Raw genomic sequence first — 26,509 nt, 5'->3', positions numbered from 1 at the left:
CATGGACCAACAGCAGATCCTGTCCCGGATCACGGCGATGGTCGAGGACGAGAAGAAGTTGCGCGACTCCCTCGCCGCGGGAGAGATCTACGGCCCCACCGAACGCGAACGGCTCGGCGCCCTGGAGCGCGAACTCGACCAGTGCTGGGACCTGCTGCGCCAGCGCCGCGCGAAGACCGAGTTCGGCGCGGACCCCGACGAGGCGAGGGTGCGCCCCGCGGCGGAGGTCGAGGGGTACCGGTCGTGACCGCCGGGGATGCCGGACGCGGCAAGCCGTACCCGGGCCACGTCATCACCGTCACCTTCGACCCGGCGCGCTGCATCCACGCCGCCGAGTGCGTGCACGGCCTGCCGCAGGTCTTCGACACCGCGCGGCGCCCCTGGATCAAGCCCGACGCGGCGCCGGCCGACGAGGTCGCCGAGGTGGTCAGGCGCTGCCCGTCCGGCGCGCTGCAGTACACGCTGGTCGACGGGACCACCGAGGCCCCGCCCGCCGAGACCACCGTGCGGCGGTTCGCCGACGGCCGGATCGTGCTCCGAGGCGATCTGCGGATCAGCGCGGAGGACGGGCCGCCGAGGCACGAGACGCGGGTGACGCTGTGCGGCTGCGGCCGCAGCGGCAACCAGCCGTACTGCGATCACGCGGGGCCGTGCCGTCCGGCCGACCCCGCCGACGGGACCTGACGGATCACCCGACGAGATCGAGCACCGGCCGCAGGGCGTCCGGGCGCCGGGCCGCCGGCAGGTGATCGACGAAGTGCACCGCGCACCCGAGCCCGGCCGCCCCGCCGTCGGCCCGCCGGTCGTCGCCGACCATGAGGGCCTCCCGCGGATCGGCCCCGAGCGCGTCGCAGGCCACCGCGAACAGGCGGGCGTCCGGCTTCTGGATGCCGTGTTCGTACGAGAGGACGTACGCGTCGACGTACGGATCGAGCCCATGGGCGCGGAAGACCGGCCGCAGATCCCAGCCGATGTTGCTGACCACCGCGACACCGATGCCCCGCTCGCGCAGCCCGGCGAGCACCTCGGCGGCGTCGGCGTACGGCTGCCAGGCCGCGGGCTCCATGTGGCGCTCGTACAGCGCGTCGTACAGACCGGGATCGGGGAGCGGCACCTCCCGGGCCAGGCCGGTGTACGCGGCGCGGTGCAGTGCGGCGGTCCGGTCGCGGGTGGCCCACAGCTCGGCGAGATGCGCGGGCACCACCTCCGGCGACGCCCCGCCCGGCAGCGCCCCCGCACGCTCCAGCGCATCGGCCGTCCGCCTCAACTCGCCGTCCGGCAGCGTCAGTCCGGCGCGGTCGAGCACCGCGCCGAGCCATGACCCGGCCGGTTCGATGCGGAACAGCGTGCCCGAGAAATCAAACATCACAGCCTTCATCCGAGCGACCCTAGCGGGGCGTCATCGAGGCCGGGTCGGCGGTGCCGCGCCTGTCCGGCCCGTACGCGTACGCCGCGATGGCGAGCGCCACCGTCAGCGCGCCGAGCAGCCAGCCGCCCAGGACGTCCGAAGGCCAGTGCACGCCGAGCCAGATGCGGGTCAGGCCGACGCCCGCGACGGAGACCACGGCGAGGACCAGCGCCGTGCGCCACAGGGCGGGACGGACGGCGTACCGGCGGAGCAGCCACAGGAGCAGGCCGCAGACGACCGCCGCCGTCATCGCGTGACCCGAGGGGAAGGCGGCGTAGTGCGCGGAGTCCACGGGGTCGGGCCACACCGGCCGCGGCCGGTCGACCGCGGCCTTCAGGGACTGCTGCACGACCGAGCCCACCGCGCAGGTCCCGGCCAGCCACAGGGCGAGCCACCACGCCCCGCGCACCGCGAGCCACCCGGCCACCACCGCGCACAGCGCCCGCATCGTCCACGGATCCCACACCCAGTCGGTGAGGATCCGCCCCGCCTGGGTGGCGTCCGGATCCGCCACCGCCCAACGGTGGGTGGTGCGGGCGATGTCCTCGTCGAGGCCGATCAGCGGGCGCCACTCCAGTACGACGAGGAGCAGCAGCACGGCCGAAGGGACGCACAGCAGCGCGGCGACGAGGGCGGCCCGGGAGCCGGGCGGACGGGTGGGGGCGGCGGGGGGCGCGGAGTGCATGGAGTGATCCTCGCCGACGGGGCGGGACCGGGCCAGGGCCCGTCCGGCGGACAGGGCCTTGGCGGACGCTAGGGCCTGTCCGGCGGATCAGGTCGCGTGCGGGTGGCGCCCACCTTTCGGTGCTGGTGAGCGGGGTCTGGTGCGTGCGGCTGCAAGGCGGAGGAGGGCGGCAACGCAGTGGGGTCTCCCCTGCTCGAGGGGAGCCGAGAGCTTGGGGAGTGCGTGCCAGGGCCCGCGTCCCGCGGCCTGATCCGGCGGACAGGCCCTAGCCCAGGGCCCGCAGCCCCGGTACGAACGTCACCAGGAGGGGGATCACCGGCACGAGGGCCGCGGTGGCTGTCAGGCGGAGTCTGCGGCCCGCGGTGAGGCGGGGGCGGGCGGTGAGGAGGCGGTGCACGCGCTGCGGGACGTGTGCCTGGGGGGTCGGGCAGGGGCCGAACACGCCGCGGTCCTCGTTGAGTTCGACCAGGGCGAGGGCGATCGTCAGGCGGCCGAAGCGGCGCGACGCCACGTCGTCGGCGGCCAGTTCGACCAGGCGGTGCATCTCGTCGCGGAACGCCGCGAACACCCGTACCTGCGGGAACCCTGCGGCGAGCGCGCCCGAGCAGTGCAGCAGCCAGTCGTGCCTGGCCTGCGCGTGGCCCTGCTCGTGCGCGAGCACCGCGTCCAGCTGGCGCCCCTTCAGGCGGCGCAACGCGGCGGTGGTGATGACCAGTTGGGGCGCCTGGCCGGGCAGCCACCAGGCGTCGGGGCGCTCGCCCTCAAGGACGACCAGACGGTCGGCGCCGGGCTCCTCGCCGGGCAACAGCGGGGCGCGTTCGAGGAGTTCGGTCCGCCGTGCGCCGCGCCGGGTGCGGGCGAGCGCGATCTCGCGGGTCAGCATCGCCGCGGTCCAGATGCCGCCGCAGGCGAGCACCACCGCGGTGGCCGCGGCCCAGGGGCCCGGCGCCTGGAGGGCGTACGCCTCGACGACGGCGTGCGGCGCGGGGGCGAAGACATGGCCGCGCACGGCCTGCCACGCGGCGGCGGCGCTCAGGGTCATCGAGAGCGCGCAGCAGAGCAGGACGCCCGCCACCACGCACTGCCAAGCCCACAGCGCGACCACGGGTTCGCGCTCCGGCCAGTCGGCCCGTGCGAGCATCCGCGGGGCGACGACGGCGGTCAGGGCGCCCAGCAGCAACAGCGCGACGGGGACCATCATGCCGCCCAGCCTATGAGGGCCGGGCGGTCGGAGGGTATGGGCTGCCTCGGCAAGTGACGGACGCCACGGCCGAAACGGGTGTGAAACGTGCGGCTGGCGGGGCAGGGGGTGCTTCAAGCGCGGGGCGCTTCAACCACGGAGGGCTTCAAACACCTGCGCGAGGCCGGTGATCCTTCGGGGCCTCGTCGCCGATAGGGCCGAGTCGCGACGGTCGCCGGGGCCCGGCGACGCCGTAATGTCCCTTTGATGATCGAGACCATCGTGTTCGACGTGGACGAGACCCTCACCAAAGACGACCGCCACTGGGCCTCCTGGGCGGACTGGCTCCAGGTTCCGTGCCACACCGTCTCCGCACTCGTCGGCGCCGTGGTCGCGCGCGGCGGGCACGGCGCCGACGCCCTGCGCCTGATCAGCCCGGACATGGATGTCGCCGCGGCCTACCACGCCCGTGAGGCGGCGGGCAGGGGCGAGCACCTCGACGAGACCGACCTCTATCCGGACGTGCGGCCCGCCCTCGGCGGCCTCCAGAAGCTCGGCGTCCGCGTCATCGTCGCGGGCAACCAGACCTCGCGCGCCGCCGAACTGCTCCGCGACCTCGACCTGCCCGCCGACCTCGTCGTCACCTCGGGCGACTGGGGTGTGGCCAAGCCGGATCCGGCCTTCTTCACGCGGGTGCTGGAGGTGGCCCAGGCGGGTCCGCGCGAAACGCTCTACGTGGGCGACCACCCGGCCGACGACATCTTCCCCGCGCGGCAGGCGGGCCTGCGCGTGGCCCACATCCGCAGGGGTCCGTGGGGTCACTTGTGGGCGGACGACGAGGCCGTGCGCGAGGCCGTGGACTGGCAGGTCGACGGGCTCACGGCGCTCGCGTCACTGATCGCGCACTGACCTTCCGCCCGCCCGGTCCTGTGTCGCCCGCCTACAGGGTGAGCAGCATCGCCAGCATCCCCATTCCCATCGACAACCGGCAGGCCAGCGCCAGTTCGGGGCGGTCGGCCCAGCCGAGCGGGACGGCGGGCGGGCCCGTCGGGGCCGGGGCGGTGCGGGCCGGGGCCAGCCGGACGCCGGAGTGGAGCACATACGCGGCGAAGTAGACGAGGAGCGCGCCGGTCAGCGCGGGGGCGCCCGAACTGCCGTGGCCCGTATGGGCCGTTGGTGTCGTGGTCATCGCCAGGGACATGTAGATCATGGCGAACGCGCCGATCAGATGGTGGAGATGGTGGCGGCTCGTGCGGGCCGCCCACAGGGCGCGCAGGGCCGCGGCGCCGAACACCACGGCATAGGCGAACCAGGCCCAGCGGGGTGGTGAGAGGACCGCGGCGGGCACGGCCATCACCGCCATGCCGAATCCCATGAGCGCCTCGCCGCCCGCCGTGCGGCGCTGTTCCTCGATCCGGCTGCGCATCCGCAGCAGACAGTAGGCCCCGGTCGCCGCGCACAGTGCGACGAGCAGCCAGCCGGCCTGCGCCGGTCCGTGCACCGCGCACCTCCCCCTGTCGACGGTGTCGTCGGGTCGATGCCCAGGCATCCGGAGCCGTACGCGAGCGCACGGGGGTGCACGGGGAGCACGGGGGGAGCGGGCGGGGGCGGGGTGATGCGGGCGGGCGCAGGCGGTCGGGGGTCGGACACCTCAAATGTTTTTCGAGTAAAACACTTGCTAAGGTTTTGGGTATGAGCAGCACACCGCCCTCCCCGCTCCGCCCCGTACGCGCCCGCCGCCTCCCGCTCGCCGGTGTGCTGCGCCCCGGCAAGCCGTCCGACATCTGGTTCAAGCCGGCGTGCAGCGTGGTGGTGGCCACCGCGATACCGAACCTGACGCTGCTCGCGCTCGGCCGCCTCGACCTCGTGATGTACACGATGGCCGGATCGTTCTGCGCGCTGTACGCCCACAACCTCCCGTACGCCGCCCGCGCGAGGGCGCTCGCCTGGGTCGTGCTCGGCATGGCGGCCAGCATCGCCGTCGCCCTCGTCACCGCGTCCCTGACCGGATCCGCCGTCGTCCTCGTCGCGGTCGGCGCGGTGCTCGCCGCGCTGCAGAAGACGCTGTGCGACGCCACCCGCATCGGGCCGCCCGGGCATCTGATCTTCACCTTCATCAGCTCGGCGACCCTCTTCGCGCCGCAGAGCATCGGGCAGGTCCCCGGGCACCTCGCGCTGACCTTCGCCGGGGGCGCCGTGGCCTGGCTCGTCGGCATGGCGCCCGCCCTGCTGCGCCCGCACGGTCCCGAGCGCCGGGCCACCGCCCGCGCCCTGCACGCCGCGGCCGCCTACGCGGACACCGCACGCACCGACGCCACCGGAGCCGCGGCCGAGCGGGCCCGCTCCGCCGCCGCCGGAGCCGTGCACGCCGCCTGGCAGTCGCTGCTCGCCGCCGGTTCCCGCACCGCGGCCCGGCGCGCCCTGGCCCGTCTCGTCGTCCGCGCCGAGGAGGCCCTCGCGATGCCCGGTGCCGCGGACACCACGGCCCTGCGCGGCTGGGCCGCCGGGCTGCGCGGCACCGGCGCCGTCCCGCGCCCCCATGACGTACGCCCCGGCGAGGAGGACGAACTCCTCGGCGTCGACGCCGAACTCGCCGGGCCGAAGGTGCCGCTGTGGCGGCGGCTCGCGCCCGGCTCGCCGCTGCTGCCCATCGCGCTGCGCACCGCGGTCGGCTGCGCGCTCGCCGGGTACGGCTCGCTCGCCCTCGGCATCGGCCGCCCCTACTGGGCACTGGTCACCGCCGCGTCCCTCTATCAGGCGAACGTCACGCTCACCTGGAACCGCGGTGTGCAGCGCGTGGTCGGCAACCTCGTGGGTGTCCTCGCCTTCGCCGCCATCGCGCCGTTCGCGCACCTCGGCCACGCCGAGCTCATCGTCAGTTGTCTGCTGCTCGCCTTCGGCGCGGAGGCGCTGATGAGCCGCAACTACTGGATGGGCAGCGTCTGTGTGACGCCGATGGCGCTGCTCGTCACCGAGTTCGCGCGGTTCCAGCAGCCCGGCGAGCTGATCCTCGACCGCGTCGTGGACACCCTGGTGGGCGCGCTGCTCGGCATCGTGGCCGCCGTCGCCGTCACCAACCGGCGCGCCGGCGACCAGATCGAACGGGCCATCGGCAGCGCGGAGCTGGCCAGGGAACGCGCCGAGGCCGGTCTCGCGGGGGCCGGCGCCGTCGAACCCGCGCGACGCCACCTCACCGCCGCCCTCGTCGACCTGCGTGCCGCCGCCGACGCGGCCGCCGGTGAATGGTGGCAGCGGGCCCTGCCCGAGCAGCGGGTGGTCGACGCCGAGCGCGCCGGACACCGTACGCTCGCGGCGACGGTCCGACGACAGAGCGGTGAGAACGGACAGGGGACGCGGCCCCGGGAAAGGGTCGCCGACGCCTGGGAGGGCGCACGAGCATGAGCGAAGAGAACGGTCAGGTGGCGGGCCTCGGTGGGGACACCGTGGCCGCGGTGGTGCGGCAGTGGCAGACGGTGCGCCCCGACATCGACACCGGACCGATGGAGGTGATCGGCCGCATCAACCGCTGCGCCGCCCTCCTCCAGCAGGCCGAGGACGCCCCGCTGCGCAGGGCCGGTCTGACCCGCCCCGAGTTCGACCTGCTCGGCGCGCTGCGCCGCACCGGCCATGAGCTGACCCCCGGCGAGCTGGCCCGCGAGACCTTCTCCTCCGGGGCCGCGGTCACCAAACGGCTCAAGCAGCTGCAGGAGCGCGCACTCGTCGACCGCAGGACCGACGCGCGCGACCGGCGCGTCGCCCACGTCCGGCTGACCGACGCCGGACGTGACCTCGTCGACGCGCTCCTGCCGGAGCAGCTCGCGTACGAGACGGTGGTGCTCTCCGTGCTCGACGCGGGCGGGCAGGGTCAACTGAGCGGGCTTCTGGGGGAGTTGCTGGGCCAGCTCGAAGGGCGGCTGGGGGTGCGGCGGGGCTGAGGGGGCGAGGCGCCGGTGCGGGGTGCGTCAGTGGTCCGTCGCCGTCGCCGTCGCCGTCGCGGTCGCGGTCGCCGCGAGCAACTCCCTCGTATCCGGCTCGACATGCTCTGCGTAGTACTCGTGCAGCGCCGTCCTGCCGAGCCGCGCATCCAGGCGGCCGGGTCCGTGACGCCCGCGATCCTCTTCTCGATCGGCGATCGCCCGGTGGAAGGGCACGTCGGCCTCGCTGAACGGGTGCAGGCCGTCGGGCGCAGGGACGAGCGACTCCATGCGGGAGATCTGCTCCCGCATCCGCGCGAGGTCGTCCCCGGTGTGCAGGCGCGCCGCGAGCCGGTTGCTCTCCGCGCCCAACAGCATCCGGAACTGCACCAGTTCGCCGAGGCTTGTGACGTGGGCGCGGGTGAGGCGGCCGAGCACCTCGGCGCCGAGCGGGTCGCCGGGGCGGAAGTGGATCAGGCCCGCCGACTGCAGTACGCGCAGTGCCTCGCGGACCGTGGAGCGGCCGACGCCGAACCGCAGGACCAGCTCGCGCTCGGCGGGAGGCCGGGCGCCCGGCGGCAGTTCACCGCTGAGGATGCGCTCCTCGATCTGCTCCGCGACGCGCTGATAGGCGCGCACGGGCCGCACGGGCGTGAAGAGAACCTCGTCGGCGGTCATGGCCCCGCCGCGGTGGCTCGTCGAGGCGGGCCGACCAAGATCTGATGGTTGACCCGAGGTTGAACGTGGCGGCAGAGTACGGGAGTTCACCTGGTCTGACCAGCTGACCAGTCGGTGGACCTGCCCGGGGCTCCGGCCGACCGGGCGGTCGGCCGGACGACTTGGAGGTTCTCCATGGCCACCGCACCCCCGACCCTCCCCGACGTGGACACCGGCGCCGCGATCGCCTTCACCCAGGAACTGGTGCGGCTGCGCACCGTGAACGCCGCGGGAGCCACCGAGGTCGAGCGGCCCGCCGCCCTCCTCGTGCAGCGGCTCTTCGACACGTTCGGATGGACGTACGACGTCGTGGAGGTCGCCCCTGGACGACCCAACACCGTCGCCGTGGTCGAGGGCGGCGGGGGCGCCGGGCCCACCCTCATGTTCGAGGGCCACATCGACGTCGTCACCGAGGGGGACGCGGACGACTGGAGCGTCGACCCGTACGGCGCCGAGATCCGCGACGGAAAGCTGTGGGGGCGCGGCTCGGCCGACATGAAGTCGGGCGTCGCCGCCATGATCTACGCCGTACGCGCCCTGCAGCTCGCGGGCCCCTTCCCCGGCCGGATCGTCGTCGGTGTGCTCTGCGACGAGGAAGGGCTGATGCTCGGCGCGAAGGCGTTCGCCGCATCGCCGTCGGCACGCGGCGTCGACGGTGTCATCGTGTGCGAGCCCGAGGGGTACGAGGTGTGCACATCGGCCCGCGGCGGCATCAGGCTGCGCCTCGACCTGCACGGCGTGATGGCGCACGGCGCGATGCCGCAGGAGGCAAGGAGCCCGATCGTGGCAGGGGCCCGCGTCGTCGACGCGCTCGCCGGGGTCCAGGAGTGGGCCGAGGAGCGCTACGGCACGCATCCGCACGCGGGGCGCGTCACGGTCACGCCGACCGTGCTGCTCGGCGGCGACCCCGACCAGCTCAACGTCATTCCCGCGCACGGCGTCGTCGGCGTCGACGTGCGCACCGTTCCCGGCACGGACCACGCCGAACTCATCGACCGCGTACGGAAGTCGGCGGAGGCGGCGGCCGCGGAGGTCGGCGTCGACGTCGGCCTCACCGTCGTCGACGACCGGCCCGCCATCGAGCTCGCCGAGGACCATCCCGTGGTGACCGCGCTCGTCGAGGGACACCGCCAAGTCCACGGCGGGACACCGCTGTTCGGCGCCGTGCCGGGAACCACGGACGGCACGATCCTCACCCGCGACGCGGGCCTGCCCACCGTTGTGTACGGCCCCGGCGGCAAGTGGATCGCCCATCAGAAGGACGAGTACGTCGAGGTGCGCGAGATCGCCGAGTACGCGCGCGTGTACGCCGCGGCGGCCCGCGCGTTCCTCACCGGAGGCGCCAAGTGACGTACCCCGAAGGGCTCCCCGTCGGCGACGGCTGGGTCCCGGCGCCCGGCACGGGGGCCGTCACCTTCCCGTACGACGGCAGCGAGATCGGGCGGGCGCCCGTCGGCGACGCGGCCCTCGCGCGACGCGCCGTCGAGCACGCCGACGCACTGCGCAAGCGCGTCGGCGCACTGCCCGCCCACACGCGGCGCCAGGTCCTCGCCGGGGTCGCGGCGGAGCTCGCGGACGCGCTGCCCGAACTCGTCGACCTGCTGGTCCTGGAGACCGGCAAGCCGCGCGTCGACTGCGACGTCGAGATGCGCAGGGCCGTGGCCACCTGGCAGGCGGCCGCCGACGAGGTGGCCCATCTGCACGGCGAGACCGTGCCGTTGGACGTCCAGCCGTCGGGGGAGGGGCTCTTCGGGTTCTGGACCCGGCGGCCCGTCGGGGTCGTCGTCGGCATCGCGGGCTTCAACTACCCCGTCCTGCTCGCCTCCCACAAGATCGCGCCCGCGCTCGCCGCGGGCTGCCCCGTGATCGTCAAGCCGGCGCCCGCGACCCCGCTCGCCACGCTGCGGCTCGTGCACCTGGTCCGGGAGCGGCTCGCCGCCGCGGGCGCGCCCGCAGGGGCCGTCCAACTGGTCACCGGGGACGCGGAGGTGGGCCGGACCCTGACCACGCACCCCCGTGTCGCCGCGGTCTCCTTCACCGGCTCCGCGGCCGTCGGCCACCGCATCGCGCGCGACGCCGCGCCCCGCAAGGTCGTCCTGGAACTGGGCTCGAACGCCGCGCTCGTCGTCGCCGACGACGCCGACCTGGACGCGGCGGCCGACGCCGTGGTGCGCGGCGGCTACTACGCGTCGGGGCAGGCGTGCATCTCCGTGCAGCGCGTCGTCGCCGTCGAAGCGGTGGCGGCCGAGCTGGAGAAGAAGATCGCGGAACGGCTGCCGGACGTGACCGTGGGCGACCCGCGGAACGGGGACACGCGGGTCTCCGCGCTCATCGACGAGGCGGCCACCGAGCGGGTCCTCGACCGGATCGCGCGGGCCAGGGCCGCGGGCGCCCGCCTCGTGCACGGCGGGAGCCGCGCGGGCCGGTGCGTCGTGCCGACGCTGCTCGCCGACGTGCCCGAGGGCGAACCGGCCTGGGCCGAGGAGATCTTCGGCCCGGTCGTCTGCCTGCGCACGGTGGCGGACCTGCCCGCCGCGTACGACCTGGTGAACGCCGGCCGCTACGGCCTGCACGCCGCGGTCTTCACGCGTGCCCTGGGCACCGCGTTCCGCGCCGTGGACGAGCTGGAGGCGGGCGGCGTCGTGATCAACGAAGTGCCCGGATACCGCTCCGACATCGCGCCGTACGGCGGCGTCAAGGACTCGGGCATCGGCCGCGAGGGCCCGCGCTTCGCGATCGAGGAACTGACGGTGACGCGGATGGCGGTCGTCCGGCCGTGAGTCCGGGCGGCGGCACGAGCAGCGAGGGAGGCGGCAAGACGATGGAGAACCACACCTACACGCAGCTGTTCCGGCTCGACGGGCGGCGTGTCGTGGTCGTCGGCGGCGCGGGCGGCATCGGCCGCGAGGCCGCCAGGGCACTGGTCGCCCAGGGCGCCGAGGTCGTCGTGGCCGACCGTGACGCGGCGGGCGCGGCGGAGACGGTGCGCCTGGCGACCGGGCGCGGCGGGACGGCCGAAGCGGCGCAGGAGGGCGCCGGGGCGCGTCGCGGCAGCGCCGTCGCGCAGGTCCTTGACGTGCTCGAACCCGCCGCCGTGCGGGCCGCGGCCGCCGGGTGGGGGCCGGTCGACGGGCTCGTCGTCACCGTGGGCGTCAATGTCCGCAAGCGCATCGCCGACTACGGCCTCGACGAGTTCGACCGTGTCGTCGGGCTCAATCTGCGCTCCTACCTCACGCTCCTCCAGGCGGTCGCCCCCGGCATGGCCGAGCGCGGGCGCGGCAGCGTCGTCGGGTTCGCCTCGATGCGCGCCTTCCAGGTCGAGCCGGGCCAGGGCGCCTACGCGGCGGCCAAGGCGGGGCTCATCCAGCTGCTCAGGACCGCCGCGGCCGAGTGGGGGCCGCGCGGGGTGCGGTTCAACGCGATCGCGCCCGGCGTCGTGCGGACCCCGCTCACCGACCAGATCGCCGCCGACCCCGCCTGGTTCGACGCGTACGCCCAGGCGTCCGCACTCAAGCGGTGGGCGCGGCCCGACGAGATCGCCGGGGCCGTCGTCTACCTCGTGTCCGACGCGGCCACCTTCGTCACCGGCAGCGTGCTGACCGTCGACGGCGGCTGGACCGCGGTCGACGGACGCTACGACCCGTCGCTGTGACCGCGTCCCCTCCTCCCGTAGGACCCGAGAAGGAGCCCCATGCCCCGCCCGGAGAACCCGGAACCGGTCCCGCCGCCCGATGGCGCGGAGCCCGCCGTCCACTTCGAGGTGCCCGGGCTCGCCGAGCCTGTGGAGATCCTCGTCGACGAGTGGGGCGTCCCGCATCTGTACGCCGCCTCGCAGGACGACCTGTTCCTCGCCCAGGGCTTCAACGCGGCCCGCGACCGCCTCTTCCAGCTCGACCTGTGGCGGCGGCGCGGACTCGGCCTGCTCAGCGAGGTGTTGGGCGAGGGGTACGCCGAACACGACCGTGCCGCACGCCTCTTCCTGTACCGCGGGGACATGGCGCAGGAGTGGCGGGCGTACGGCGAGGACACCGAGCGCGTCACGGCGGCGTTCGTGAACGGTCTCAACGCCTATGTCGCGCTGTGCCACCGCGACCCGGCCCAAAGACCCCCGGAATTCGGCCTGTTGGGCTACGAGCCCGCCTACTGGGAGCCCTCCGACGTGGCCCGCGTCCGCAGCCACGGACTGCAGTACAACCTCCACGACGAGGTCGCCCGCGCCCTCACCCTGCGCGACCACGGCACGGAGGCGGAGGAGCTGCGCCGCCGCCGCGACCCCGCCCCGCACCGGCTGCGCGTCCCCGAAGGGCTCGACCTGAGCGTCATCCCGGACGATGTGCTGCACGTCTACACGCTGGCGACCACCCCGCCCTGGGAGGCGGGCGCGGCACCCCGGCAGGGCCTCGACGGCTCCAACAACTGGGTCGTCGCCCCCTCCCGCACCGCCACCGGACGCCCCCTGCTCGCCAACGACCCGCACCGCGCCGTCAGCCTGCCCGCGCTGCGCTATCTCGCGCACCTCTCGGCGCCCGGCATCGACGTCATCGGGGCGGGCGAGCCCGCGCTGCCCGGCATCTCCATCGGCCACAACGGCCACATCGCGTTCGGCCTGACCATCTTCCCCATCGACCAGGAGGACCTGTACGTCTACCGCACCAACCCGGCGAATCCGCACGAGTACTGGTACCAGGACCGGTGGGAGTCCATGACGCTCGTCACCGAACGGATCCCGGTGCGCGACGGCGCACCGGTCACCGCCGAGCTGTGGTTCACCCGGCACGGCCCGGTGATCCGCGAACGCCCCGAGCGGCACGCGGCGTTCGCGGTCCGCGCCGCCTGGCTCGGCCCCGGCATGGCCCCCTACCTCGGCAGCATGGACTACATGCGGGCGCACGACCCGGACGCCTTCGTGGCCGCGCTGCGCCGCTGGGGAGCGCCCGGCGAGAACCAGGTGTACGCGGCCCCCGACGGCACCATCGGCTGGCACCCCGCGGGCCGGGTCCCGGTGCGCAGGGGCTGGGACGGCACGCTCCCGGTGCCGGGCGACGGGCGGTACGAGTGGGACGGCTTCCTCGGCGCCGACGAACTGCCCGCCGTGCGCGACCCCGAACAGGGCTGGTTCGCCACGGCCAACGAGATGAACCTGCCGCCCGGCCATCCCAACGACACCAGGACGGTGACGTACGACTGGTACGCCCCGACCCGGCACGACCGCATCGGCGAGGAACTCTCCGCGCGCGACGACTGGACGGTCGACGACTGCGTACGGCTGCAGACGGACTATGTGAGCCTGCCCGCACGGCACATCCAGAAGTTGCTGTCCGGCATGCAGGTCCCGGCCCCCGCGCCGGTCGCCGCCGCTCTCGACCTGCTCCGCGACTGGGACGCACGCCTGGAGACGGACTCCGCGGCGGCCGCGCTCTTCGAGGTCTGGTACCGGCACCATCTCCGTCCCGCCCTGCTGCGCAGGGCACTTGAGGGCACGGCACCCGAGGACCGGGCGGCGCGGGCCCTCGCGCGGATCCTGCCCGTCGGCGACGCCTCCGCCGACCCCCGCATCGACCTGGACCTGCTCACCGCCGACCCCGACCCCGAACTGCTGCACGCCACCCTCGCCACCGCCTTCGCCCAGGTCTCCGCGCTGCTCGGCCCCGACACGGCGCACTGGTCCTGGGGCGCGCTGCACCACGCGCACCCGCACCACCCCGTCGCCGCCCTGCTCGACGGGCGCCCGGTGCCGCAGTGGGCGGCCGTGGGGCCCGCGCCGCGCGGCGGCAGCGGCGACACGGTCGGCGCCGCCGCCTACGGAACGGACTTCCGCCAGACAGGGGGCGCCACCTTCCGTATCGTCGTCGACGTCGGCGCCTGGGACCGCTCGGTGGCGATGAACTCCCCGGGCCAGTCCGGGGATCCGCGCAGCCCGCACTACGCCGACCTGTTCGCCGCCTGGGCCGCCGACGGCGCCTTCCCGCTGCTCTACTCCCGGCAGGAGGTGGCCGAGCACACGGTGGCCACCCTCACGCTGCGGCCACCCGCGCGCTGATCTCGTCCGGCGACAGATACGCGTCCGTCATCTCGAAGTCCTTGAGCGTGGCCGGGCGTCGGGACTGGAAGCCGGTGCGCACATAGTCGTCGCCCGCGACCGCGTTGAGCCCCCAGTTGGCGGCCGTGCGGAAGCGGGCGGTCAGGGTGCGCAGGGCCCCCAAGTGGTAGCCGCGCGCCACCACTTGGGCGGGAAGCCCGGTCAACTGCACGCCCAGCGGCTTGGAGACGGCCTGGATGCCGCCCAGGTCGACGACGAGCCCCATGTCCTTGTGCCGGTAGTCGGCGAGCGGGAAGCCGCGCAGCGCCGACGTGATGTTCTTGGCGGCCGCCCAGCCCTGGCGCATCGCGTGCTGCGCGGTCGGCGGGCAGATCGCGTCGCCGCCCTTGACGACGTCCGGCACGGCCGCCGCGTCACCGAGCGCGAACACCCCGTCGAGGCCGGGCACGGTCAGATCGGCCTTGACGACGAGCCGCCCCCGGTTGGTCTCGGCGCCCAGCGTCGCGATCAGCGGACTGGGCGCGACGCCCGCGGTCCAGATCAGGGTGCGGCACGGCAGGACGCGGCCGTCGGTGAGGGTCACGGTGTCCTCGGTGGCCTTCGCCACGGACACGCCGAGGGAGACCTGCACGCCCCGGCGCCGCATGATGGCCAGCGCCTTGTCGCCGAGCCGCTCGCCCAGCTCGGGCATCAGCTTCGGCGCGACGTCCACGAGGTGCCACTTGATCAGGTCCGGGTCCAGGCCCGGGTAGCGCTTGACGGCGGCGCTGGTGAGCCGCTGCAGATACGCGGCCGTCTCCGTGCCCGCGTAACCGCCGCCGACCACGACGAACTGCAGCCGCTGCTCCCGCTCCTCGCGGTGGGAGCTCGCCGCGGCCAGATCGAGCTGGGAGATGACGTGGTCGCGGATCCAGGCGGCCTCGGCGAGCGTCTTGACGCCCACCGCGTACCGGTCGACACCGGGGATGTCGAACTGCCGCGTGACGCTGCCGGGCGTCAGGACCAGATAGTCGTAGCGCTCGACGACCTCCTCGCCGTTGATCTTCCGTACGACGACGGCCTTGGCCTTCGGGTCGATGCCGACGGCGCCGCCGGGCACGATCGCCGTGCGGCGCAGCATCCGGCGCAGCGGCACGGCCACCGACTGCGGGGTGAGCACCCCGGAGGCGACGTGCGGGAGCAGCGGCAGATAGAGCTGGTGGTCGAGCGGGCTGATCAGCCGCAGCTCCGCCTCGTGGGGCGAGAGTTTCCGCTCCAGCTTGTGGGCGCACTCCATGCCGGCGAATCCGCCGCCGACGACGATGATCCGAGGGGCTGCCATGTGATGTCTCTCCAGGGGCTGTGGGAGATCGACTTCAGGGCTGGGGGAGATCTTCTGTGGACCGTACCCGGGGCCTTGTACCCCTGCATCCCGGATGGATTAGCCGTGTGACGTGCTTCACATCGCCCGTCGCGTCACGGGGACGGCTTGCGGGCCAGGAGCTGCGCGCCCGTCGCCCCGTTCCCGTTCATTGTCGATACAGCGATTCGGCGGCTTTCGACCGCGTCGAACCCGTCGAGCAGGGAGCGCAGCCGCTCTTCGGTGTGATGGCGGCAGACCGCGCCGTCGCTGGTCTCGAACACCCCGTACTCGCCGTAGCGTTCGGCGAAGCGCGCGTACCGTCCGCGATTGCGCTCGTCGTCCTGGAGCAGCAGATCGCTGACGTACAGCACACCGCCGGGCCTGAGCACGCGCTCCAGTTCGCCGATCAGCGCCCGCTGCGCGGCATCCCTGGGCACGCACGTCAGGACCGCGAAGAGCACGACCAGGTCGACGCTCGCGTCGGGGCGGTTCAGGACCGGGGGCGCGTCGAGCACGGCGAAACGCATGGCCGGGTGCAGGGCGCGGGCCCGGGAGACCATCCCCGGCGACGTGTCGACGCCGGAGAGATCCCCGAAGCCCCGCTCGGCGAGTGCCTCCATGGTCCGGCCGTAGCCGCAGCCGTAGTCCAGCACCGCGGCGTCCCGGCGCACGGCGTCCAGCCACGGCGGATGCAGCGGATGCGTGAACGTCTTGGACGCCGCGACGGCGTCCCAGTAGGCGGTCTGGCTGTCGAGATCGGACATGGAGGATGCCTCCAACGGCGGCTCGGCGACGGCCCCATGCTGCCACGGCGGGGCCGGGCGGCCGAGGCGTACGCGGGAACGCCGAGCAGCCGACCCGCCGGGGGTCAGACCCCCGGGCGGTAACGGATCGGATGCTCCTCGGGCACCTCGACGAGCACGATCCGGCAGCCGTCCGGATCCGCGATCCACATCTCGATCAGGCCCCATGGCTCCTTCACCGGCGGCCGCAGCACGTCGACACCGCGCCCGGCCAGCTCCTCGTGCGCGGCCCGGACGTCCGCCACCTGCAGCCACAGCTGGAGGGCGGGGGACGGCGGGGAGTCGGAGCGCCCCGAGACCTCCAGGAAGCCGCCGCCGAGGAAGTAGACCGTGCCGCGTTCGGGGCCGGTGCCGAACTCGCGGTACACGGCGAGGCCCAGGGCATCGCCGTAGAACGCACGGGAGCGCTCCGGGTCGGTGGGTCGCAGAAGGGTCCTGCTGCTCAGTACATGCACCATGCGGCCGCAGCCTAGGGGCTGTCGGGGCGGTGCGGGGCGCGCGTTAGGCTCGGCGCAGCCGTACGACGCGTCACGATCGGAGACCCAGGTCCATGGACACCGCCCCGCGCCCCACCCCCGGTGAGCTCACCTTCCGTGATGCCACCGCCGCCGACGTCGACGCGCTCGTCGTGCTGATCGAGTCGGCGTACCGCGGGGACTCGAGCCGCACGGGCTGGACCACGGAGGCGGACATCCTGGAAGGGCAGCGCACCGACCCGCAGGGCGTCGTGGACGTCATCAACGCGCCGGCGAGCAGGCTCCTCACCGTCGAGCGGGACGGCGCGATCGTCGCCTGCTGCCAGCTCGAACACCGGGACGATCACGTCTACTTCGGCATGTTCGCGGTGAGTCCCGCCCTGCAGGGCGCGGGCCTGGGCAAGGTGATCATCGCCGAGGCGGAGCGCACCGCGCGCGGCACGTGGGGCGCCCGCGAGATGCACATGACCGTGATCTCCGTACGCGAGGACCTCATCGCCTGGTACGAGCGGCGCGGCTACCGCCGTACGGGAAAGATGACGCCCTTCCCGTACGGCGACGAGCGCTTCGGCATCCCGCAGCGCGACGACCTGCAGTTCGAGCTGCTGGTCAAGGACCTCTAGCCGCTGGTTCAAGAACCTCTAAGCCGTGAAGCGGCCCGTCCGCTTGATCTCCGGGTAGTCGGTGGTCGCCCCGTCCAGCTGCAGCGCGCGCACCAGGCGCAGATCGTCCTGGGTGTTCACGACCCAGCCGATGATCCGCAGGTCGGCCTTCTTGGCGTGCTCGACGATCTCCAGTGTCAGGCGCCGGATGTTGAGGACCAGCGTGGTGGCGCCGACGGCGGTGGCGCGCTGCACGACGTCGGTGCCGTAGCGGCTGGCGACGAGCGCGGTGCGCACACCGGGCACCAGACGGGCGATCTCGGCGATCGCCTCGTCGTGGAAGGAGATCACCTCCACCCGGGAGACCAGGTCGCGGCTGTGCATGACCTCGGCGAGGGCCCGCGCGGCCGCGACGTCCTTGATCTCGGCCTGCAGCGGCGCCTTCACCGCGTCCAGGACCTCTTCGAAGACGGGGATGCGCTCGCCGCGGCCCGCGTCGAGTTCCCGCAGTTCGGAGAGGGTCTTCTCGGCGATCGGTCCCTTGCCGTCGGTCGTACGGGCCACGTCGGCGTCGTGCATGACGACGAGGGCGCCGTCCTTGCTCAGATGCAGATCGAGCTCGATGAGATCGAGGCCCGCGGCTTGCGCGGCGATGAAGGAACGGAGGGTGTTCTCGGGTTCGACACCCATGACCCCGCGATGACCGATGGTGAGGAAGTTCAAGGTTCACTCGCTTCCGTCGACGGCGGCTCGGCGGCCGCACGGCGAGGACGGAAGAACCGGCGGCTGTCGCAGCCTAACGGCCCGCCTCGGTGAAGGAACCTGCCGGACGCGGGTGGGCGGAGTCGTCCGCCCGGCTTCCCGCGATGCCGAGGATGAGTCCGGTGATCAGGGCGGCGACAAGAACGGCGCGGGTGCTCACGGCGGCGTTGCTCCGTACGGCGGGGACGGCTGACCCCGTCCGTCCTACCGCCGGAGGCACCGCCGGGGCGAGCTGCTTCACCCTGGGGTGGGCGAGTCCTCCGCGGGTTGACCGGTACCCGCCGCATCGAGATCGCCCAGCATCGCCTCCGCCAGCTCCACTTCGGTCTCCAGGCGCCGCACGCTCCAGCGCAGCGCGATCTGCGGATGGGACCACGCCTCCGTGCCGTCCGCGCGGTCGAGGGCGTCGCGGGCCTCCTTGAGGTCGCCCCTCGTCTGCGCGATGTGTTCGCCGATCAGTGCGCGCAGGTGTTCCGGGTCCGTGAGGTGGCCGAGCCAGACCCGCAGCAGCAGCGGGTGCTTGAGGACGGGCGGGCCCGCGTCACCGGCCCCGCGGGCCCAGTCGGCGAGCGCCGTGCGGCCCGCGTCCGTGATGGCGTACGAGCGCTTCGCGCGGGGTTCCTCGGGGCCCGAGCGGCGCGATGTGGCGTAGCCGCGTGCTTCGAGGCGGCGCAGCTCGGCGTAGATCTGGCTGATGGCGGGGGACCAGTAGAAGAAGCGGAGCGAGGCGTCGGCCCACTTCTTGAGTTCGTAGCCGGTCCGCTCCCCGGGGAAGGAGAGCAGACCGAGTACGGCCCAGGCGGTCGGCGGCAGCCCGTCGCCGGAAGGGACTTCATGCCGCTGCGATGTCGTTCGACGGGCTGTCATACGCCGCATTGAAGTGAACGGCGCGCTCCGGGCGCAAGGGGTGCCGGGGCCCCGGGCTACCGGCCGTAGCGAGCGGCGGCCTCCCGCACCGTCTCCGGCTTGACCTCGCCGCGGCGTGCGAGGGCGGCGAGGGCGGCGACCACGACCGAGGGCGCGTCGACGCCGAAGTGACGCCGTGCGTTCTCGCGGCTGTCGGAGAGGCCGTAGCCGTCCGTGCCGATGGAGGTCCAGTCCTGCTCGACCCAGGGACTGATCTGGTCGGGCACGGCCCGCATCCAGTCGCTGACCGCGACGACGGGTCCTGGCGCGCCCGCGAGGGCCCGGGTGACGTACGGGACCCGGTCGCTCGACTCGGTGTCGTGGGACGCGGCGGAGAGGTTCGCCGCGTCGCACGCCAGCGCGTCGCGGCGCAGCTCGGTCCAGGACGGCGCGGACCACACGTCGGCGGCAACTCCCCAGTCGGAGTGGAGGAGTTGCTGCGCCTCCAGGGCCCAGTGGATGGCCGTGCCGGACGCGAGGAGCTGCAGACGCGGGGCGTCGGCGGCCGCGGCTTCCTTGTAGCGGTACAGGCCGCGCAGGATGCCCTCCGTCACGTCCTCGCCGGGCGGCATCGGGGGCTGGATCTTCGTCTCGTTGTAGACGGTGAGGTAGTAGAAGACGTCCTCGGCGTCGGGCCCGAACATCCGGCGCAGGCCGTCCTCGACGATCACCGCGACCTCGTAGGCGAACGCGGGGTCGTAGCTGATCGCGGCCGGGTTGGTGGAGGCGATCAGATGCGAGTGCCCGTCGGCGTGCTGGAGGCCCTCGCCCGTCATCGTGGTGCGCCCCGCCGTCGCGCCGATGACGAATCCGCGGCCCAACTGGTCGCCGAGCGCCCAGAACTGATCGGCCGTCCGCTGCCAGCCGAACATCGAGTAGAAGATGTAGAACGGGATCATCGGCTCGGCGTGTGTCGCGTACGACGTCGCCGCGGCCGTCAGCGAGGCGAGCGAACCGGCCTCCGTGATGCCCTCGTTGAGGATCTGGCCGTCGCGCGCCTCCTTGTAGTAGAGGAGCTGGTCGCGGTCGACCGGGTCGTACGTCTGGCCGAGCGGCGAGTAGATCCCGGCGGACGGGAACAGCGACTCCATGCCGAACGTGCGCGCCTCGTCGGGCACGATGGGCACCCAGCGCCTGCCGGTCTCCTTGTCCCGCATCAGGTCCTTGACCAGGCGCACGAACGCCATGGTGGTGGCGATCTCCTGGCTGCCGGAGCCCTTCTTGAGTGCGGCGAACGCCTTGTCGGCGACGGCGGAACCGGTGACCGCGAGCGGCTTGGCGACGACCTTGCGGGCGGGGGCGGGACCGCCGAGCGCCGCGCGCCGCTCGCGCAGATAGGCCAGCTCGGGGGAGTCCTCGCCCGGGTGCGCGTACGGCACCAGGTCGTCGTTCAACGCGCTGTCGGGAATGGGGAGTTCGAGCAGGTCGCGCATGGCGCGGAACTCCTTGCCCGAGAGCTTCTTCATCTGATGGTTGGCGTTGCGCGACTCGAAACCGGGGCCGAGCGTCCAGCCCTTGACCGTCTGGACGAGGACGACGGTCGGCGCGCCCTTGTGCTCGACGGCGGCGCGGTAGGCGGCGTACACCTTGCGCGGCTCGTGGCCGCCGCGTGAGGTGCCCACGATCTCTTCCAGCCGGGCGTCGGTGAGCCGTTCGGCCAGCGGGCGGAGGGCGGGTTCCGCGCCGAGGAAGCGCTCCCGGATGTACGCGCCGTCGCGCGCGGCGAACGTCTGGAACTGTCCGTCGGGGATGCGGCCCAGATGCCGCACGAGCGCCCCGTCGGTGTCCTGGGCGAGCAGCTGGTCCCAGGCCGAACCCCACAGCGACTTCACGACGTTCCACCCGGCGGCGCGGAACTGCCGTTCAAGCTCCTGCACGATCTTGAAGTTGCCGCGCACGGGCCCGTCGAGGCGCTGGAGGTTGCAGTTGACGACGAAGGTGAGGTTGTCGAGCCTCTCGCGCGAGGCGAGCGCCAGGGCGGCGGTGGCCTCGGGCTCGTCCATCTCGCCGTCGCCGAGGAACGCCCAGACGTGCGAGCCGGAGGTGTCCTTGATGCCGCGGTGCTCCAGATAGCGGTTGAACCGTGCCTGGTAGATGGCGGAGAGCGGGCCGAGGCCCATCGACACGGTCGGGAACTCCCACAGCCAGGGCAGCCGCCGCGGGTGCGGATAGGAGGGCAGTCCCGCGCCGCCCGCCTCCTGCCGGAAGCGGTCCAACTGGCCCTCGGTCAGGCGTCCTTCGAGAAATGCGCGAGCGTAGATGCCGGGTGAGGCATGGCCCTGCACATAGAGCTGGTCGCCGGAGTGGTCGGCCTCCTTGCCGCGGAAGAAGTGCTGGAAGCCCACTTCGTAGAGCCAGGCCGCCGAGGCGAAGGTGGCCATGTGCCCGCCCAGACCGCCGCGTTGGTTGCCGCGTGTGACCATCGCGGCCGCGTTCCAGCGGTTCCAGGCGGTGATGCGGGCCTCCATCGCCTCGTCGCCGGGGAAGTCCGGTTCGGCGGCGGTGGGGATCGTGTTGATGTACGGCGTCTCGAGCAGGGGCGGGAGTTCGATCCCGGTCTGCCGGGCGTGCTCGGTGATGCGGCGCAGCAGGTGTGCCGCGCGGTCGGCACCCCCGAACCGGACGGCCGCGTCCAGCGATTCGCGCCATTCGGCGACCTCGGTCGGGTCCTGGTCGGGCAGTTGGTCGAGCTGGGACACGGGTGATCCCCTTTCGCGTACGACACGAGTTCCGTGATGTGGAACATCGATTCCGTATGACGAATCTAGGAGCCGAGATGCATGTGGTCAACACTTACTTGGCAGTAGATGAGTGATGATCGATCATTTCTGCTCACGGGCGGCCGCCGGTGCCGCGTAGTTCAGGACGTGCAGCTGCACCATTCGCCCCACGTACGGATCCTGCCGCCGGAACGCCTCGACGATGGCCTCGTGGTCGCAGGCGTTCTCGTGCGGCTCGGTGCGCAGCCACTTCAGCGAGAGCCGGGTCCACAACTCGATGGCCAGGGACTCCCAGTTGCGCAGCAGCACCTGGTTCCCCGAGGCCCGGACGATCTCGCGGTGGAACTCCACGCCGTGCTGGATCTGCCCGTCGATGTCGTCGGCCTCGGCCAACTCCCGCAGCCTGCCCAGGTGATGTTCGAGGACCGTCACGTCGCCGCCCATCCGGTGCACCGCGAGATCGGCCGCGAGCCTCTCCAGGGCGGCCCGCACCGGATAGACCTCGGTGAGCTGGCCCGGCGTCAGCTCCTTGACCCGCATGCCCTTGTTGGGGATCGATTCGACCAGCTGCATGGCCTGCAGATCGCGCAGCGCCTCCCTGATCGGCGTCTGGCTGACGCCGAGCTCCAGGCCGATCCGCCGCTCCACGATCCGGTCGCCGGGCTGCCAGCGGCCGTCGAGCAGCCCTTCGAGGACGAAGTTCCTGACCTGGTCGCTGAGCGGGACGCGTGCCACGGGGGCGGGCACGGAGGGGATGCGGGGCGGTACGTCGGCGGTCATCTGCGCTCTCCCGGGCCGTAATGAGTGATGATCGATCATCTCGTACCACCACGGTACCCGGTCGGGGAATCAGGCCGGGTCGCGGCGCGGCCTGCGGTTCGCCGCCAGCGTCGCGGTGCGGGCCCGCTGGGCGATCTCGTCGAGGGGCACGGCGGGGCTGTACACCGTCAGCGCGGCGTGCCGCTTGTCGAGGAGCAGGGCGTCGGGCGCCGGTGCGGTCTCGCCGTCGTACGCGAGGGTGGTCACGTCCTCCAGGCCGCTGAGCCCGAGCCGTTCCACGCGCTCGGCACGGAAGACCCGGGAGCGCCGCAGCGCGCCGCCCAGCGCGGAGAGTGCGACGCGGGTGCGGGCCAGCGGGGCCCGTGCGTCGACCGTGCGGATGTCGAGCAGGCCGTCGTCCATGCGGGGCCGGTGCGTGGGCGCGAGTCCGTCGGGCGCGTACTGGCCGTTGCCCGCGAACAGCAGCCACAGGACGCGTTCGTGGCCGTCGATCCTGATCCGCAGCGGCGCCGCCGTCCGCAGCACCGCCACGAACGACACGGCCGCGGCGGGCCACTTGCCGATGCGCCCCTCCAACGCCTCGCGCCTGCGCACCAGTTCCGGATACATCCCGATGCTGAAGGTGTTCACGAAGCCCGTGACCTCCTCGCCCCCGCCGTCGCGCACCCGCGCCAGATCGACCCGGACGGCCTCGCCGCGCCGCACCGCGTACGCGGTGTCCTCGAAGGTGGGTGCGCCCGCGTCCAGGGCGAAGTGGTTGAGGGTGCCGCCGGGGAACACGGCGAGGGGGAGCCCGGCGGCCGCGGCCCGCAGCGCGGCGGCGTTCACCGTTCCGTCGCCGCCGCAGACCCCGAGCACACCGGCCGCACCGGACGCCCGCGCCACGGCCTTGTCCAGGACGTCGCCGAGCTCGTCCCCCGGGCCGTGCTCCAGGATCTCGGTCCGGGGCAGCAGCAGCTCCAGGTGCTCACGCGCGGGCAGCCGGCCCGGAACGCCCTTGCCCGAACCGGAGTTGACGACCACGACCAGACCTTCGCCGTCGTCCAGCGCGGGCGCCGCCACCCGGGTCCGCAGGTGCTGCGCGGGCGAGGGACGCGGCGGCCACCAGTAGCAGGTGACCGCCGCGGCCGCCGCGCCGAGCGCACAGCCCGCGAGCACGTCGCCGGGGTAGTGGACCCCCACGTACACCCGGGAGAAGGCCACGGCCGCGGCGACCGGCGCGACCAGCGCGCCGTACCGGGGCGTTTCGAGAGCCACCCCTGCGGCGAACGCCGCCGCCGATGCCGCATGGCCGGAGGGGAACGACGACGTCCACGGCGCCCGCGCCAGGCGCCGCACCACCGGAACCGCGTCCAGGACGGGACGGCGGCGACGCACGGCGTACTTGGCCACGGCGTTCGTGGTGAGCGAGGCGAGCGCGAGGGCGCCCACCCCGCGCCGCGCCGCACGCCGGGCCGCGGGGCCGCCCGCGGCCGCGAGCACCGCGGCGGTGCCCAGCCACAGCCGTCCGTGGTCGGCCGCCGAGCTGAGCGGCGGCAGCAGCTGCTCCGCGCCCGGCAGCCGCGCCGCCGCCACCCGTTCGAACCACCGCCGGTCGACCCTGCCGATCCGTCCCGTCATGGCCTCACTGGAACAGGGCGGCGCCGCGGCGGCCCGGGATGCTCGCCCGAACGGGTCACCCGCCGCCGAGCCGCGCGGCGGCGGCCCCGCGGCTGGCGGGCGGGCGGTGCCACCCGCAGCCTTGAGAGGCACCCCGACACCCCCGACGGACGGAGAACGCCGCCATGACGCCGAGCCGCCCCCTGGACGTACAGGTCAAGCGCGTCTACGACGAGGCGTCGCCCGGCGACGGCACCCGCGTCCTGATCGACAGGCTCTGGCCGCGCGGGGTGTCCAAGGAGCGGTCCTGCCTCGACGCGTGGGACAAGGAACTGGCGCCTTCGAACGAACTGCGCCGCTGGTACGACCACGATCCCGAGCGCTACGAGGAATTCGCCGAGCGGTACCGGCACGAACTGGCGGACCCGGCGCGGACCACGGAACTCGACCGGCTGCGCACCGTCGCCCGCGCGGGCCGCCTGACCCTCCTCACGGCCACGAAGGACCTGCCGCACGGGCATGTGCGCGTACTGGTCGAGGTGCTGGAGCGGGGCAAGGGATAGGGGGTGAGGATGGGGGGAACTCACGTTCCAGGATGCCAAGAACCCCAGGAGGTACGCACCGTGCTCGTCGATCTCTCCGGCAAGACCGCGCTCGTGACCGGATCGACCCAGGGAATCGGCGCGGCGATCGCCCTCGGCCTGGCCCGGGCGGGTGCCCGGGTCGCCGTCAACGGGCGCTCCCGGGACTCCGTGGACGCCGCCGTCGACCGGCTCAAGGGCGAGTGCGGCGGCGCCGAGTTCCTCGCGGCGCCCGGCGACATCTCCACCGACGAGGGCGCGGCGCAGGTCTTCGACGTGCTGCCGCGGGCGGACATCCTCGTCAACAACCTCGGCGTGTTCGGCACCGAGCCCGCCCTGGACATCAGCGACGCCGAGTGGCGCCGCTACTTCGAGGTCAACGTCCTGACCGCGGTGCGGATGATCCGCCACTACCTGCCGGGCATGAAGGACCGCTGCTGGGGCCGGATCCAGAACATCGCCAGCGACTCGGCGCTCGCCACGCCCGCCGAGATGATCCACTACGGCATGTCGAAGACCGCGCTGCTCGCGGTGAGCCGGGGCTTCGCGAAGGAGGCGGCGGGCACGGGCGTCACCGTCAACTCCGTGATCGCGGGCCCCACGCACACCGGCGGCGTGGAGGACTTCGTCTACGAACTGGTCGACCGCGCGCTGCCCTGGGAGGAGGCGCAGCGGGAGTTCATGGTCAAGCACCGGCCCCAGTCGCTGATCCAGCGGCTCATCGAGCCCGAGGAGATCGCGCACATGGTGGTCTACCTCAGCTCGCCGCTGGCGTCCGCGACGACGGGCGGGGCGGTGCGGGTCGACGGCGGGTACGTGGACTCGATCGTGCCGTAGTCGTACGCGGTCGTTCCGTCTTCGTACGCGTACGTCGCCTCTTGATCGGGGCCCCCGTTGCAGTGATTTGCCGAAGTGGCAACGGCCTTCGCGTCGTTCACCGGTGTCGTCGCATGCTCGGGACATCGACTGCGCCGAGCACTCCAGGAGGGCCCATGTCCCCGTCCCTGTCCTCAGCCGAGGCGGACCGCACGCACCGTCTGGTCCCCTCGCCCGCGGGCCGCATCCATCTGGTGGAGCAGGGGACGGGGCCGCTCGTCCTCCTGGTGCACGGCTTCCCGGAGTCCTGGTACTCGTGGCGCCACCAACTGCCGGTCGTCGCCGCGGCCGGGTACCGCGCGGTCGCCGTCGACGTACGCGGCTACGGCCGGTCGTCGAGGCCCGCGGACACCGCCGCGTACCGGATGCTCGACCTCGTCGACGACGCCGTCGCCGTGGTGCACGCGCTCGGCGAGGAGACCGCGGTGATCGTGGGGCACGACTGGGGTGCGAACATCGCCGCGCACTCCGCGCTCGTCAGGCCGGACGTCTTCCGCGCGGTCGGACTGCTGAGCGTGCCCTACACGCCGCCGGGCGGGCCCCGCCCCAGTGAGGTGTTCGCGGGCATGGGCGGCGACGAGGAGTTCTACGTCTCGTACTTCCAGGAGCCGGGCCGCGCGGAGGCCGAGATCGAACCCGACGTGCGGGGCTGGCTCGCGGGCTTCTACGCCGCGTTCTCCGGCGACACCATGCCCGGACCCGGCGCGCCCGACCCGCACTTCGCGAGCCGCGGCGGTCTGTTGCGGGACCGGTTCCCGAAGGGGCGGTTGCCCGGCTGGCTGGGCGAGCGTGAACTCGACGTCTACGCCGGGGAGTTCGAGCGGACCGGCCTGACCGGGGCGCTCGACCGCTACCGGAACATGGACAGGGACTGGGCGGACTTCGCCGGTTTCGCGGGGGCCCCGCTGACCCAGCCGTCGCTGTTCGTCGGCGGCGCCCGCGACGCCTCCACCATGTGGCTCGCCGACGCGATCAAGGCCTTCCCCGAGACGCTGCCCGGCCTGCGCGCCTCGCACGTCCTCGACGGCTGCGGCCACTGGATCCAGCAGGAACGCCCCGCCGAGGTCAGCCGGATCCTGTCGGGCTGGCTCGCGGAGCTTCCCGTCTGACGTCCTGCC

Annotated in this window: 27 protein-coding genes; 13 read left to right on the top strand and 14 right to left on the bottom strand. The window is 73.4% G+C overall.

The features are described from left to right. The first annotated feature begins 1 nt into the window (after position 1). Together ACFWZ2_RS14795 and ACFWZ2_RS14790 are read left to right on the top strand one after the other, a co-directional pair. On the top strand, positions 2–247 hold the full coding sequence (locus ACFWZ2_RS14795) for a DUF2630 family protein (protein ID WP_384545502.1): 246 nt from the start codon (positions 2–4) through the stop codon (positions 245–247). After that, complete coding sequence (locus ACFWZ2_RS14790; RefSeq protein ID WP_384545500.1) at positions 244–684, top strand: (4Fe-4S)-binding protein; 441 nt, start codon at positions 244–246, stop codon at positions 682–684. The genes ACFWZ2_RS14795 and ACFWZ2_RS14790 overlap by 4 nt, the downstream gene beginning before the upstream one ends. 4 nt (positions 685–688) lie before the next feature. On the opposite strand, the gene ACFWZ2_RS14785 is transcribed toward ACFWZ2_RS14790, so the two are convergent. The 3 genes from ACFWZ2_RS14785 to ACFWZ2_RS14775 form a co-directional block, all read right to left on the bottom strand. Beyond that, complete coding sequence (locus tag ACFWZ2_RS14785) at positions 689–1,378, bottom strand: HAD family hydrolase (RefSeq protein WP_384545499.1); 690 nt, start codon at positions 1,376–1,378, stop codon at positions 689–691. Positions 1,379–1,388: 10 nt separating this feature from the next. After that, a complete protein-coding gene (locus ACFWZ2_RS14780; protein ID WP_384545497.1) occupies positions 1,389–2,093 on the bottom strand; it encodes a phosphatase PAP2 family protein in 705 nt (234 codons plus the stop codon). A gap of 265 nt (positions 2,094–2,358) precedes the next feature. Beyond that, positions 2,359–3,294, bottom strand: coding sequence for a M56 family metallopeptidase (locus tag ACFWZ2_RS14775; protein ID WP_384545495.1), 936 nt, complete (start codon positions 3,292–3,294; stop codon positions 2,359–2,361). Positions 3,295–3,540: 246 nt separating this feature from the next. Here ACFWZ2_RS14775 and ACFWZ2_RS14770 point away from each other — a divergent pair, with 246 nt between their 5' ends. Then, positions 3,541–4,182, top strand: coding sequence for an HAD family hydrolase (locus ACFWZ2_RS14770; protein WP_384545494.1), 642 nt, complete (start codon positions 3,541–3,543; stop codon positions 4,180–4,182). 31 nt (positions 4,183–4,213) lie between these two features. On the opposite strand, the gene ACFWZ2_RS14765 is transcribed toward ACFWZ2_RS14770, so the two are convergent. Further along, positions 4,214–4,774 carry a DUF5134 domain-containing protein gene (locus ACFWZ2_RS14765; RefSeq protein WP_384545493.1) on the bottom strand — a complete coding sequence of 187 codons (561 nt, stop codon included), beginning with the start codon at positions 4,772–4,774 and terminating at the stop codon, positions 4,214–4,216. A 191-nt stretch (positions 4,775–4,965) separates the two neighbouring features. Between ACFWZ2_RS14765 and ACFWZ2_RS14760 the strand changes: the two genes are divergently transcribed. Next, positions 4,966–6,675: an FUSC family protein gene (locus tag ACFWZ2_RS14760; protein ID WP_384545491.1), complete on the top strand. Its 1,710-nt coding sequence runs from the start codon at positions 4,966–4,968 to the stop codon at positions 6,673–6,675. Further along, complete coding sequence (locus ACFWZ2_RS14755; protein WP_384545489.1) at positions 6,672–7,208, top strand: MarR family winged helix-turn-helix transcriptional regulator; 537 nt, start codon at positions 6,672–6,674, stop codon at positions 7,206–7,208. The genes ACFWZ2_RS14760 and ACFWZ2_RS14755 overlap by 4 nt, the downstream gene beginning before the upstream one ends. 27 nt (positions 7,209–7,235) lie before the next feature. On the opposite strand, the gene ACFWZ2_RS14750 is transcribed toward ACFWZ2_RS14755, so the two are convergent. After that, a complete protein-coding gene (locus ACFWZ2_RS14750; RefSeq protein WP_384545488.1) occupies positions 7,236–7,865 on the bottom strand; it encodes a FadR/GntR family transcriptional regulator in 630 nt (209 codons plus the stop codon). Positions 7,866–8,039: 174 nt separating this feature from the next. On the opposite strand from ACFWZ2_RS14750, the gene ACFWZ2_RS14745 reads away from it, so the two are divergent. Genes ACFWZ2_RS14745 through ACFWZ2_RS14730 form a run of 4 tightly spaced genes read left to right on the top strand, consistent with a single transcriptional unit; the run spans position 8,040 to position 13,944 of the window. Continuing rightward, positions 8,040–9,254 (top strand): M20 family metallopeptidase, encoded by a 1,215-nt coding sequence (locus ACFWZ2_RS14745; RefSeq protein ID WP_384545486.1) that lies wholly within the window; start codon positions 8,040–8,042, stop codon positions 9,252–9,254. After that, the gene (locus ACFWZ2_RS14740) at positions 9,251–10,684 is read left to right on the top strand and encodes an aldehyde dehydrogenase family protein (protein WP_384545484.1); all 1,434 of its coding nucleotides are present in this window, start codon (positions 9,251–9,253) and stop codon (positions 10,682–10,684) included. Before ACFWZ2_RS14745 ends, ACFWZ2_RS14740 begins: the two co-directional genes overlap by 4 nt. Before the next feature lie 41 nt (positions 10,685–10,725). Beyond that, positions 10,726–11,556, top strand: coding sequence for an SDR family NAD(P)-dependent oxidoreductase (locus ACFWZ2_RS14735; protein ID WP_384545482.1), 831 nt, complete (start codon positions 10,726–10,728; stop codon positions 11,554–11,556). A gap of 39 nt (positions 11,557–11,595) precedes the next feature. Beyond that, positions 11,596–13,944, top strand: coding sequence for a penicillin acylase family protein (locus tag ACFWZ2_RS14730; RefSeq protein WP_384545480.1), 2,349 nt, complete (start codon positions 11,596–11,598; stop codon positions 13,942–13,944). On the opposite strand, the gene ACFWZ2_RS14725 is transcribed toward ACFWZ2_RS14730, so the two are convergent. The 3 genes from ACFWZ2_RS14725 to ACFWZ2_RS14715 all read right to left on the bottom strand — a co-directional run bounded on the left by ACFWZ2_RS14725 (position 13,919) and on the right by ACFWZ2_RS14715 (position 16,547). After that, positions 13,919–15,265 carry an NAD(P)/FAD-dependent oxidoreductase gene (locus ACFWZ2_RS14725; RefSeq protein ID WP_384545478.1) on the bottom strand — a complete coding sequence of 449 codons (1,347 nt, stop codon included), beginning with the start codon at positions 15,263–15,265 and terminating at the stop codon, positions 13,919–13,921. The genes ACFWZ2_RS14730 and ACFWZ2_RS14725 overlap by 26 nt on opposite strands. Positions 15,266–15,399: 134 nt before the next feature. Continuing rightward, the gene (locus tag ACFWZ2_RS14720) at positions 15,400–16,050 is read right to left on the bottom strand and encodes a class I SAM-dependent methyltransferase (RefSeq protein ID WP_384545476.1); all 651 of its coding nucleotides are present in this window, start codon (positions 16,048–16,050) and stop codon (positions 15,400–15,402) included. 104 nt (positions 16,051–16,154) lie between these two features. Continuing rightward, positions 16,155–16,547 (bottom strand): VOC family protein, encoded by a 393-nt coding sequence (locus tag ACFWZ2_RS14715; protein ID WP_384545474.1) that lies wholly within the window; start codon positions 16,545–16,547, stop codon positions 16,155–16,157. A gap of 92 nt (positions 16,548–16,639) precedes the next feature. Between ACFWZ2_RS14715 and ACFWZ2_RS14710 the strand changes: the two genes are divergently transcribed. Beyond that, positions 16,640–17,188: a GNAT family N-acetyltransferase gene (locus ACFWZ2_RS14710; protein WP_384545472.1), complete on the top strand. Its 549-nt coding sequence runs from the start codon at positions 16,640–16,642 to the stop codon at positions 17,186–17,188. Positions 17,189–17,206: 18 nt separating this feature from the next. On the opposite strand, the gene ACFWZ2_RS14705 is transcribed toward ACFWZ2_RS14710, so the two are convergent. The 6 genes from ACFWZ2_RS14705 to ACFWZ2_RS14680 all read right to left on the bottom strand — a co-directional run bounded on the left by ACFWZ2_RS14705 (position 17,207) and on the right by ACFWZ2_RS14680 (position 23,955). Next, entirely contained in the window at positions 17,207–17,890 is a 684-nt protein-coding gene (locus ACFWZ2_RS14705; RefSeq protein WP_384545470.1) for a glycerophosphodiester phosphodiesterase, read from the bottom strand. Between the two features lie 73 nt (positions 17,891–17,963). Then, complete coding sequence (locus tag ACFWZ2_RS14700; RefSeq protein ID WP_384545469.1) at positions 17,964–18,089, bottom strand: hypothetical protein; 126 nt, start codon at positions 18,087–18,089, stop codon at positions 17,964–17,966. Between the two features lie 77 nt (positions 18,090–18,166). Continuing rightward, positions 18,167–18,796 carry a PadR family transcriptional regulator gene (locus ACFWZ2_RS14695; protein ID WP_384545467.1) on the bottom strand — a complete coding sequence of 210 codons (630 nt, stop codon included), beginning with the start codon at positions 18,794–18,796 and terminating at the stop codon, positions 18,167–18,169. A gap of 56 nt (positions 18,797–18,852) precedes the next feature. Beyond that, complete coding sequence (gene aceE, locus ACFWZ2_RS14690; RefSeq protein WP_384545465.1) at positions 18,853–21,534, bottom strand: pyruvate dehydrogenase (acetyl-transferring), homodimeric type; 2,682 nt, start codon at positions 21,532–21,534, stop codon at positions 18,853–18,855. A 123-nt stretch (positions 21,535–21,657) separates the two neighbouring features. Then, a complete protein-coding gene (locus ACFWZ2_RS14685) occupies positions 21,658–22,335 on the bottom strand; it encodes a GntR family transcriptional regulator (RefSeq protein ID WP_384545463.1) in 678 nt (225 codons plus the stop codon). 69 nt (positions 22,336–22,404) lie between these two features. After that, positions 22,405–23,955: a bifunctional phosphatase PAP2/diacylglycerol kinase family protein gene (locus ACFWZ2_RS14680; protein WP_384545462.1), complete on the bottom strand. Its 1,551-nt coding sequence runs from the start codon at positions 23,953–23,955 to the stop codon at positions 22,405–22,407. Between the two features lie 164 nt (positions 23,956–24,119). On the opposite strand from ACFWZ2_RS14680, the gene ACFWZ2_RS14675 reads away from it, so the two are divergent. From ACFWZ2_RS14675 to ACFWZ2_RS14665, 3 genes are all read left to right on the top strand, one after another. Beyond that, positions 24,120–24,497, top strand: a complete 378-nt coding sequence (locus tag ACFWZ2_RS14675) for a DUF488 domain-containing protein (RefSeq protein ID WP_384545460.1) — start codon at positions 24,120–24,122, stop codon at positions 24,495–24,497. A 60-nt stretch (positions 24,498–24,557) separates the two neighbouring features. Continuing rightward, positions 24,558–25,352 carry an SDR family NAD(P)-dependent oxidoreductase gene (locus ACFWZ2_RS14670; protein WP_384545458.1) on the top strand — a complete coding sequence of 265 codons (795 nt, stop codon included), beginning with the start codon at positions 24,558–24,560 and terminating at the stop codon, positions 25,350–25,352. A gap of 155 nt (positions 25,353–25,507) precedes the next feature. Beyond that, positions 25,508–26,500 (top strand): alpha/beta fold hydrolase, encoded by a 993-nt coding sequence (locus tag ACFWZ2_RS14665; RefSeq protein ID WP_384545457.1) that lies wholly within the window; start codon positions 25,508–25,510, stop codon positions 26,498–26,500. Positions 26,501–26,509 lie beyond the last annotated feature (9 nt).

Origin of the sequence: Streptomyces sp. NPDC059002, assembly GCF_042740435.1 — a bacterium.
Lineage (GTDB): Bacteria > Actinomycetota > Actinomycetes > Streptomycetales > Streptomycetaceae > Streptomyces.
This window is presented reverse-complemented; position numbering and strand designations above follow the sequence as displayed.

Coding starts and splice junctions, on each gene's coding strand:
- ACFWZ2_RS14795 (WP_384545502.1), top strand. CDS start 2: ATGGACCAACAGCAGATCCTGTCCCGGATCACGGCGATGGTCGAGGAC.
- ACFWZ2_RS14785 (WP_384545499.1), bottom strand. CDS start 1,378: ATGAAGGCTGTGATGTTTGATTTCTCGGGCACGCTGTTCCGCATCGAA.
- ACFWZ2_RS14780 (WP_384545497.1), bottom strand. CDS start 2,093: ATGCACTCCGCGCCCCCCGCCGCCCCCACCCGTCCGCCCGGCTCCCGG.
- ACFWZ2_RS14775 (WP_384545495.1), bottom strand. CDS start 3,294: ATGATGGTCCCCGTCGCGCTGTTGCTGCTGGGCGCCCTGACCGCCGTC.
- ACFWZ2_RS14770 (WP_384545494.1), top strand. CDS start 3,541: ATGATCGAGACCATCGTGTTCGACGTGGACGAGACCCTCACCAAAGAC.
- ACFWZ2_RS14760 (WP_384545491.1), top strand. CDS start 4,966: ATGAGCAGCACACCGCCCTCCCCGCTCCGCCCCGTACGCGCCCGCCGC.
- ACFWZ2_RS14755 (WP_384545489.1), top strand. CDS start 6,672: ATGAGCGAAGAGAACGGTCAGGTGGCGGGCCTCGGTGGGGACACCGTG.
- ACFWZ2_RS14750 (WP_384545488.1), bottom strand. CDS start 7,865: ATGACCGCCGACGAGGTTCTCTTCACGCCCGTGCGGCCCGTGCGCGCC.
- ACFWZ2_RS14745 (WP_384545486.1), top strand. CDS start 8,040: ATGGCCACCGCACCCCCGACCCTCCCCGACGTGGACACCGGCGCCGCG.
- ACFWZ2_RS14735 (WP_384545482.1), top strand. CDS start 10,726: ATGGAGAACCACACCTACACGCAGCTGTTCCGGCTCGACGGGCGGCGT.
- ACFWZ2_RS14730 (WP_384545480.1), top strand. CDS start 11,596: ATGCCCCGCCCGGAGAACCCGGAACCGGTCCCGCCGCCCGATGGCGCG.
- ACFWZ2_RS14725 (WP_384545478.1), bottom strand. CDS start 15,265: ATGGCAGCCCCTCGGATCATCGTCGTCGGCGGCGGATTCGCCGGCATG.
- ACFWZ2_RS14720 (WP_384545476.1), bottom strand. CDS start 16,050: ATGTCCGATCTCGACAGCCAGACCGCCTACTGGGACGCCGTCGCGGCG.
- ACFWZ2_RS14715 (WP_384545474.1), bottom strand. CDS start 16,547: ATGGTGCATGTACTGAGCAGCAGGACCCTTCTGCGACCCACCGACCCG.
- ACFWZ2_RS14710 (WP_384545472.1), top strand. CDS start 16,640: ATGGACACCGCCCCGCGCCCCACCCCCGGTGAGCTCACCTTCCGTGAT.
- ACFWZ2_RS14695 (WP_384545467.1), bottom strand. CDS start 18,796: ATGACAGCCCGTCGAACGACATCGCAGCGGCATGAAGTCCCTTCCGGC.
- ACFWZ2_RS14685 (WP_384545463.1), bottom strand. CDS start 22,335: ATGACCGCCGACGTACCGCCCCGCATCCCCTCCGTGCCCGCCCCCGTG.
- ACFWZ2_RS14680 (WP_384545462.1), bottom strand. CDS start 23,955: ATGACGGGACGGATCGGCAGGGTCGACCGGCGGTGGTTCGAACGGGTG.
- ACFWZ2_RS14675 (WP_384545460.1), top strand. CDS start 24,120: ATGACGCCGAGCCGCCCCCTGGACGTACAGGTCAAGCGCGTCTACGAC.
- ACFWZ2_RS14665 (WP_384545457.1), top strand. CDS start 25,508: ATGTCCCCGTCCCTGTCCTCAGCCGAGGCGGACCGCACGCACCGTCTG.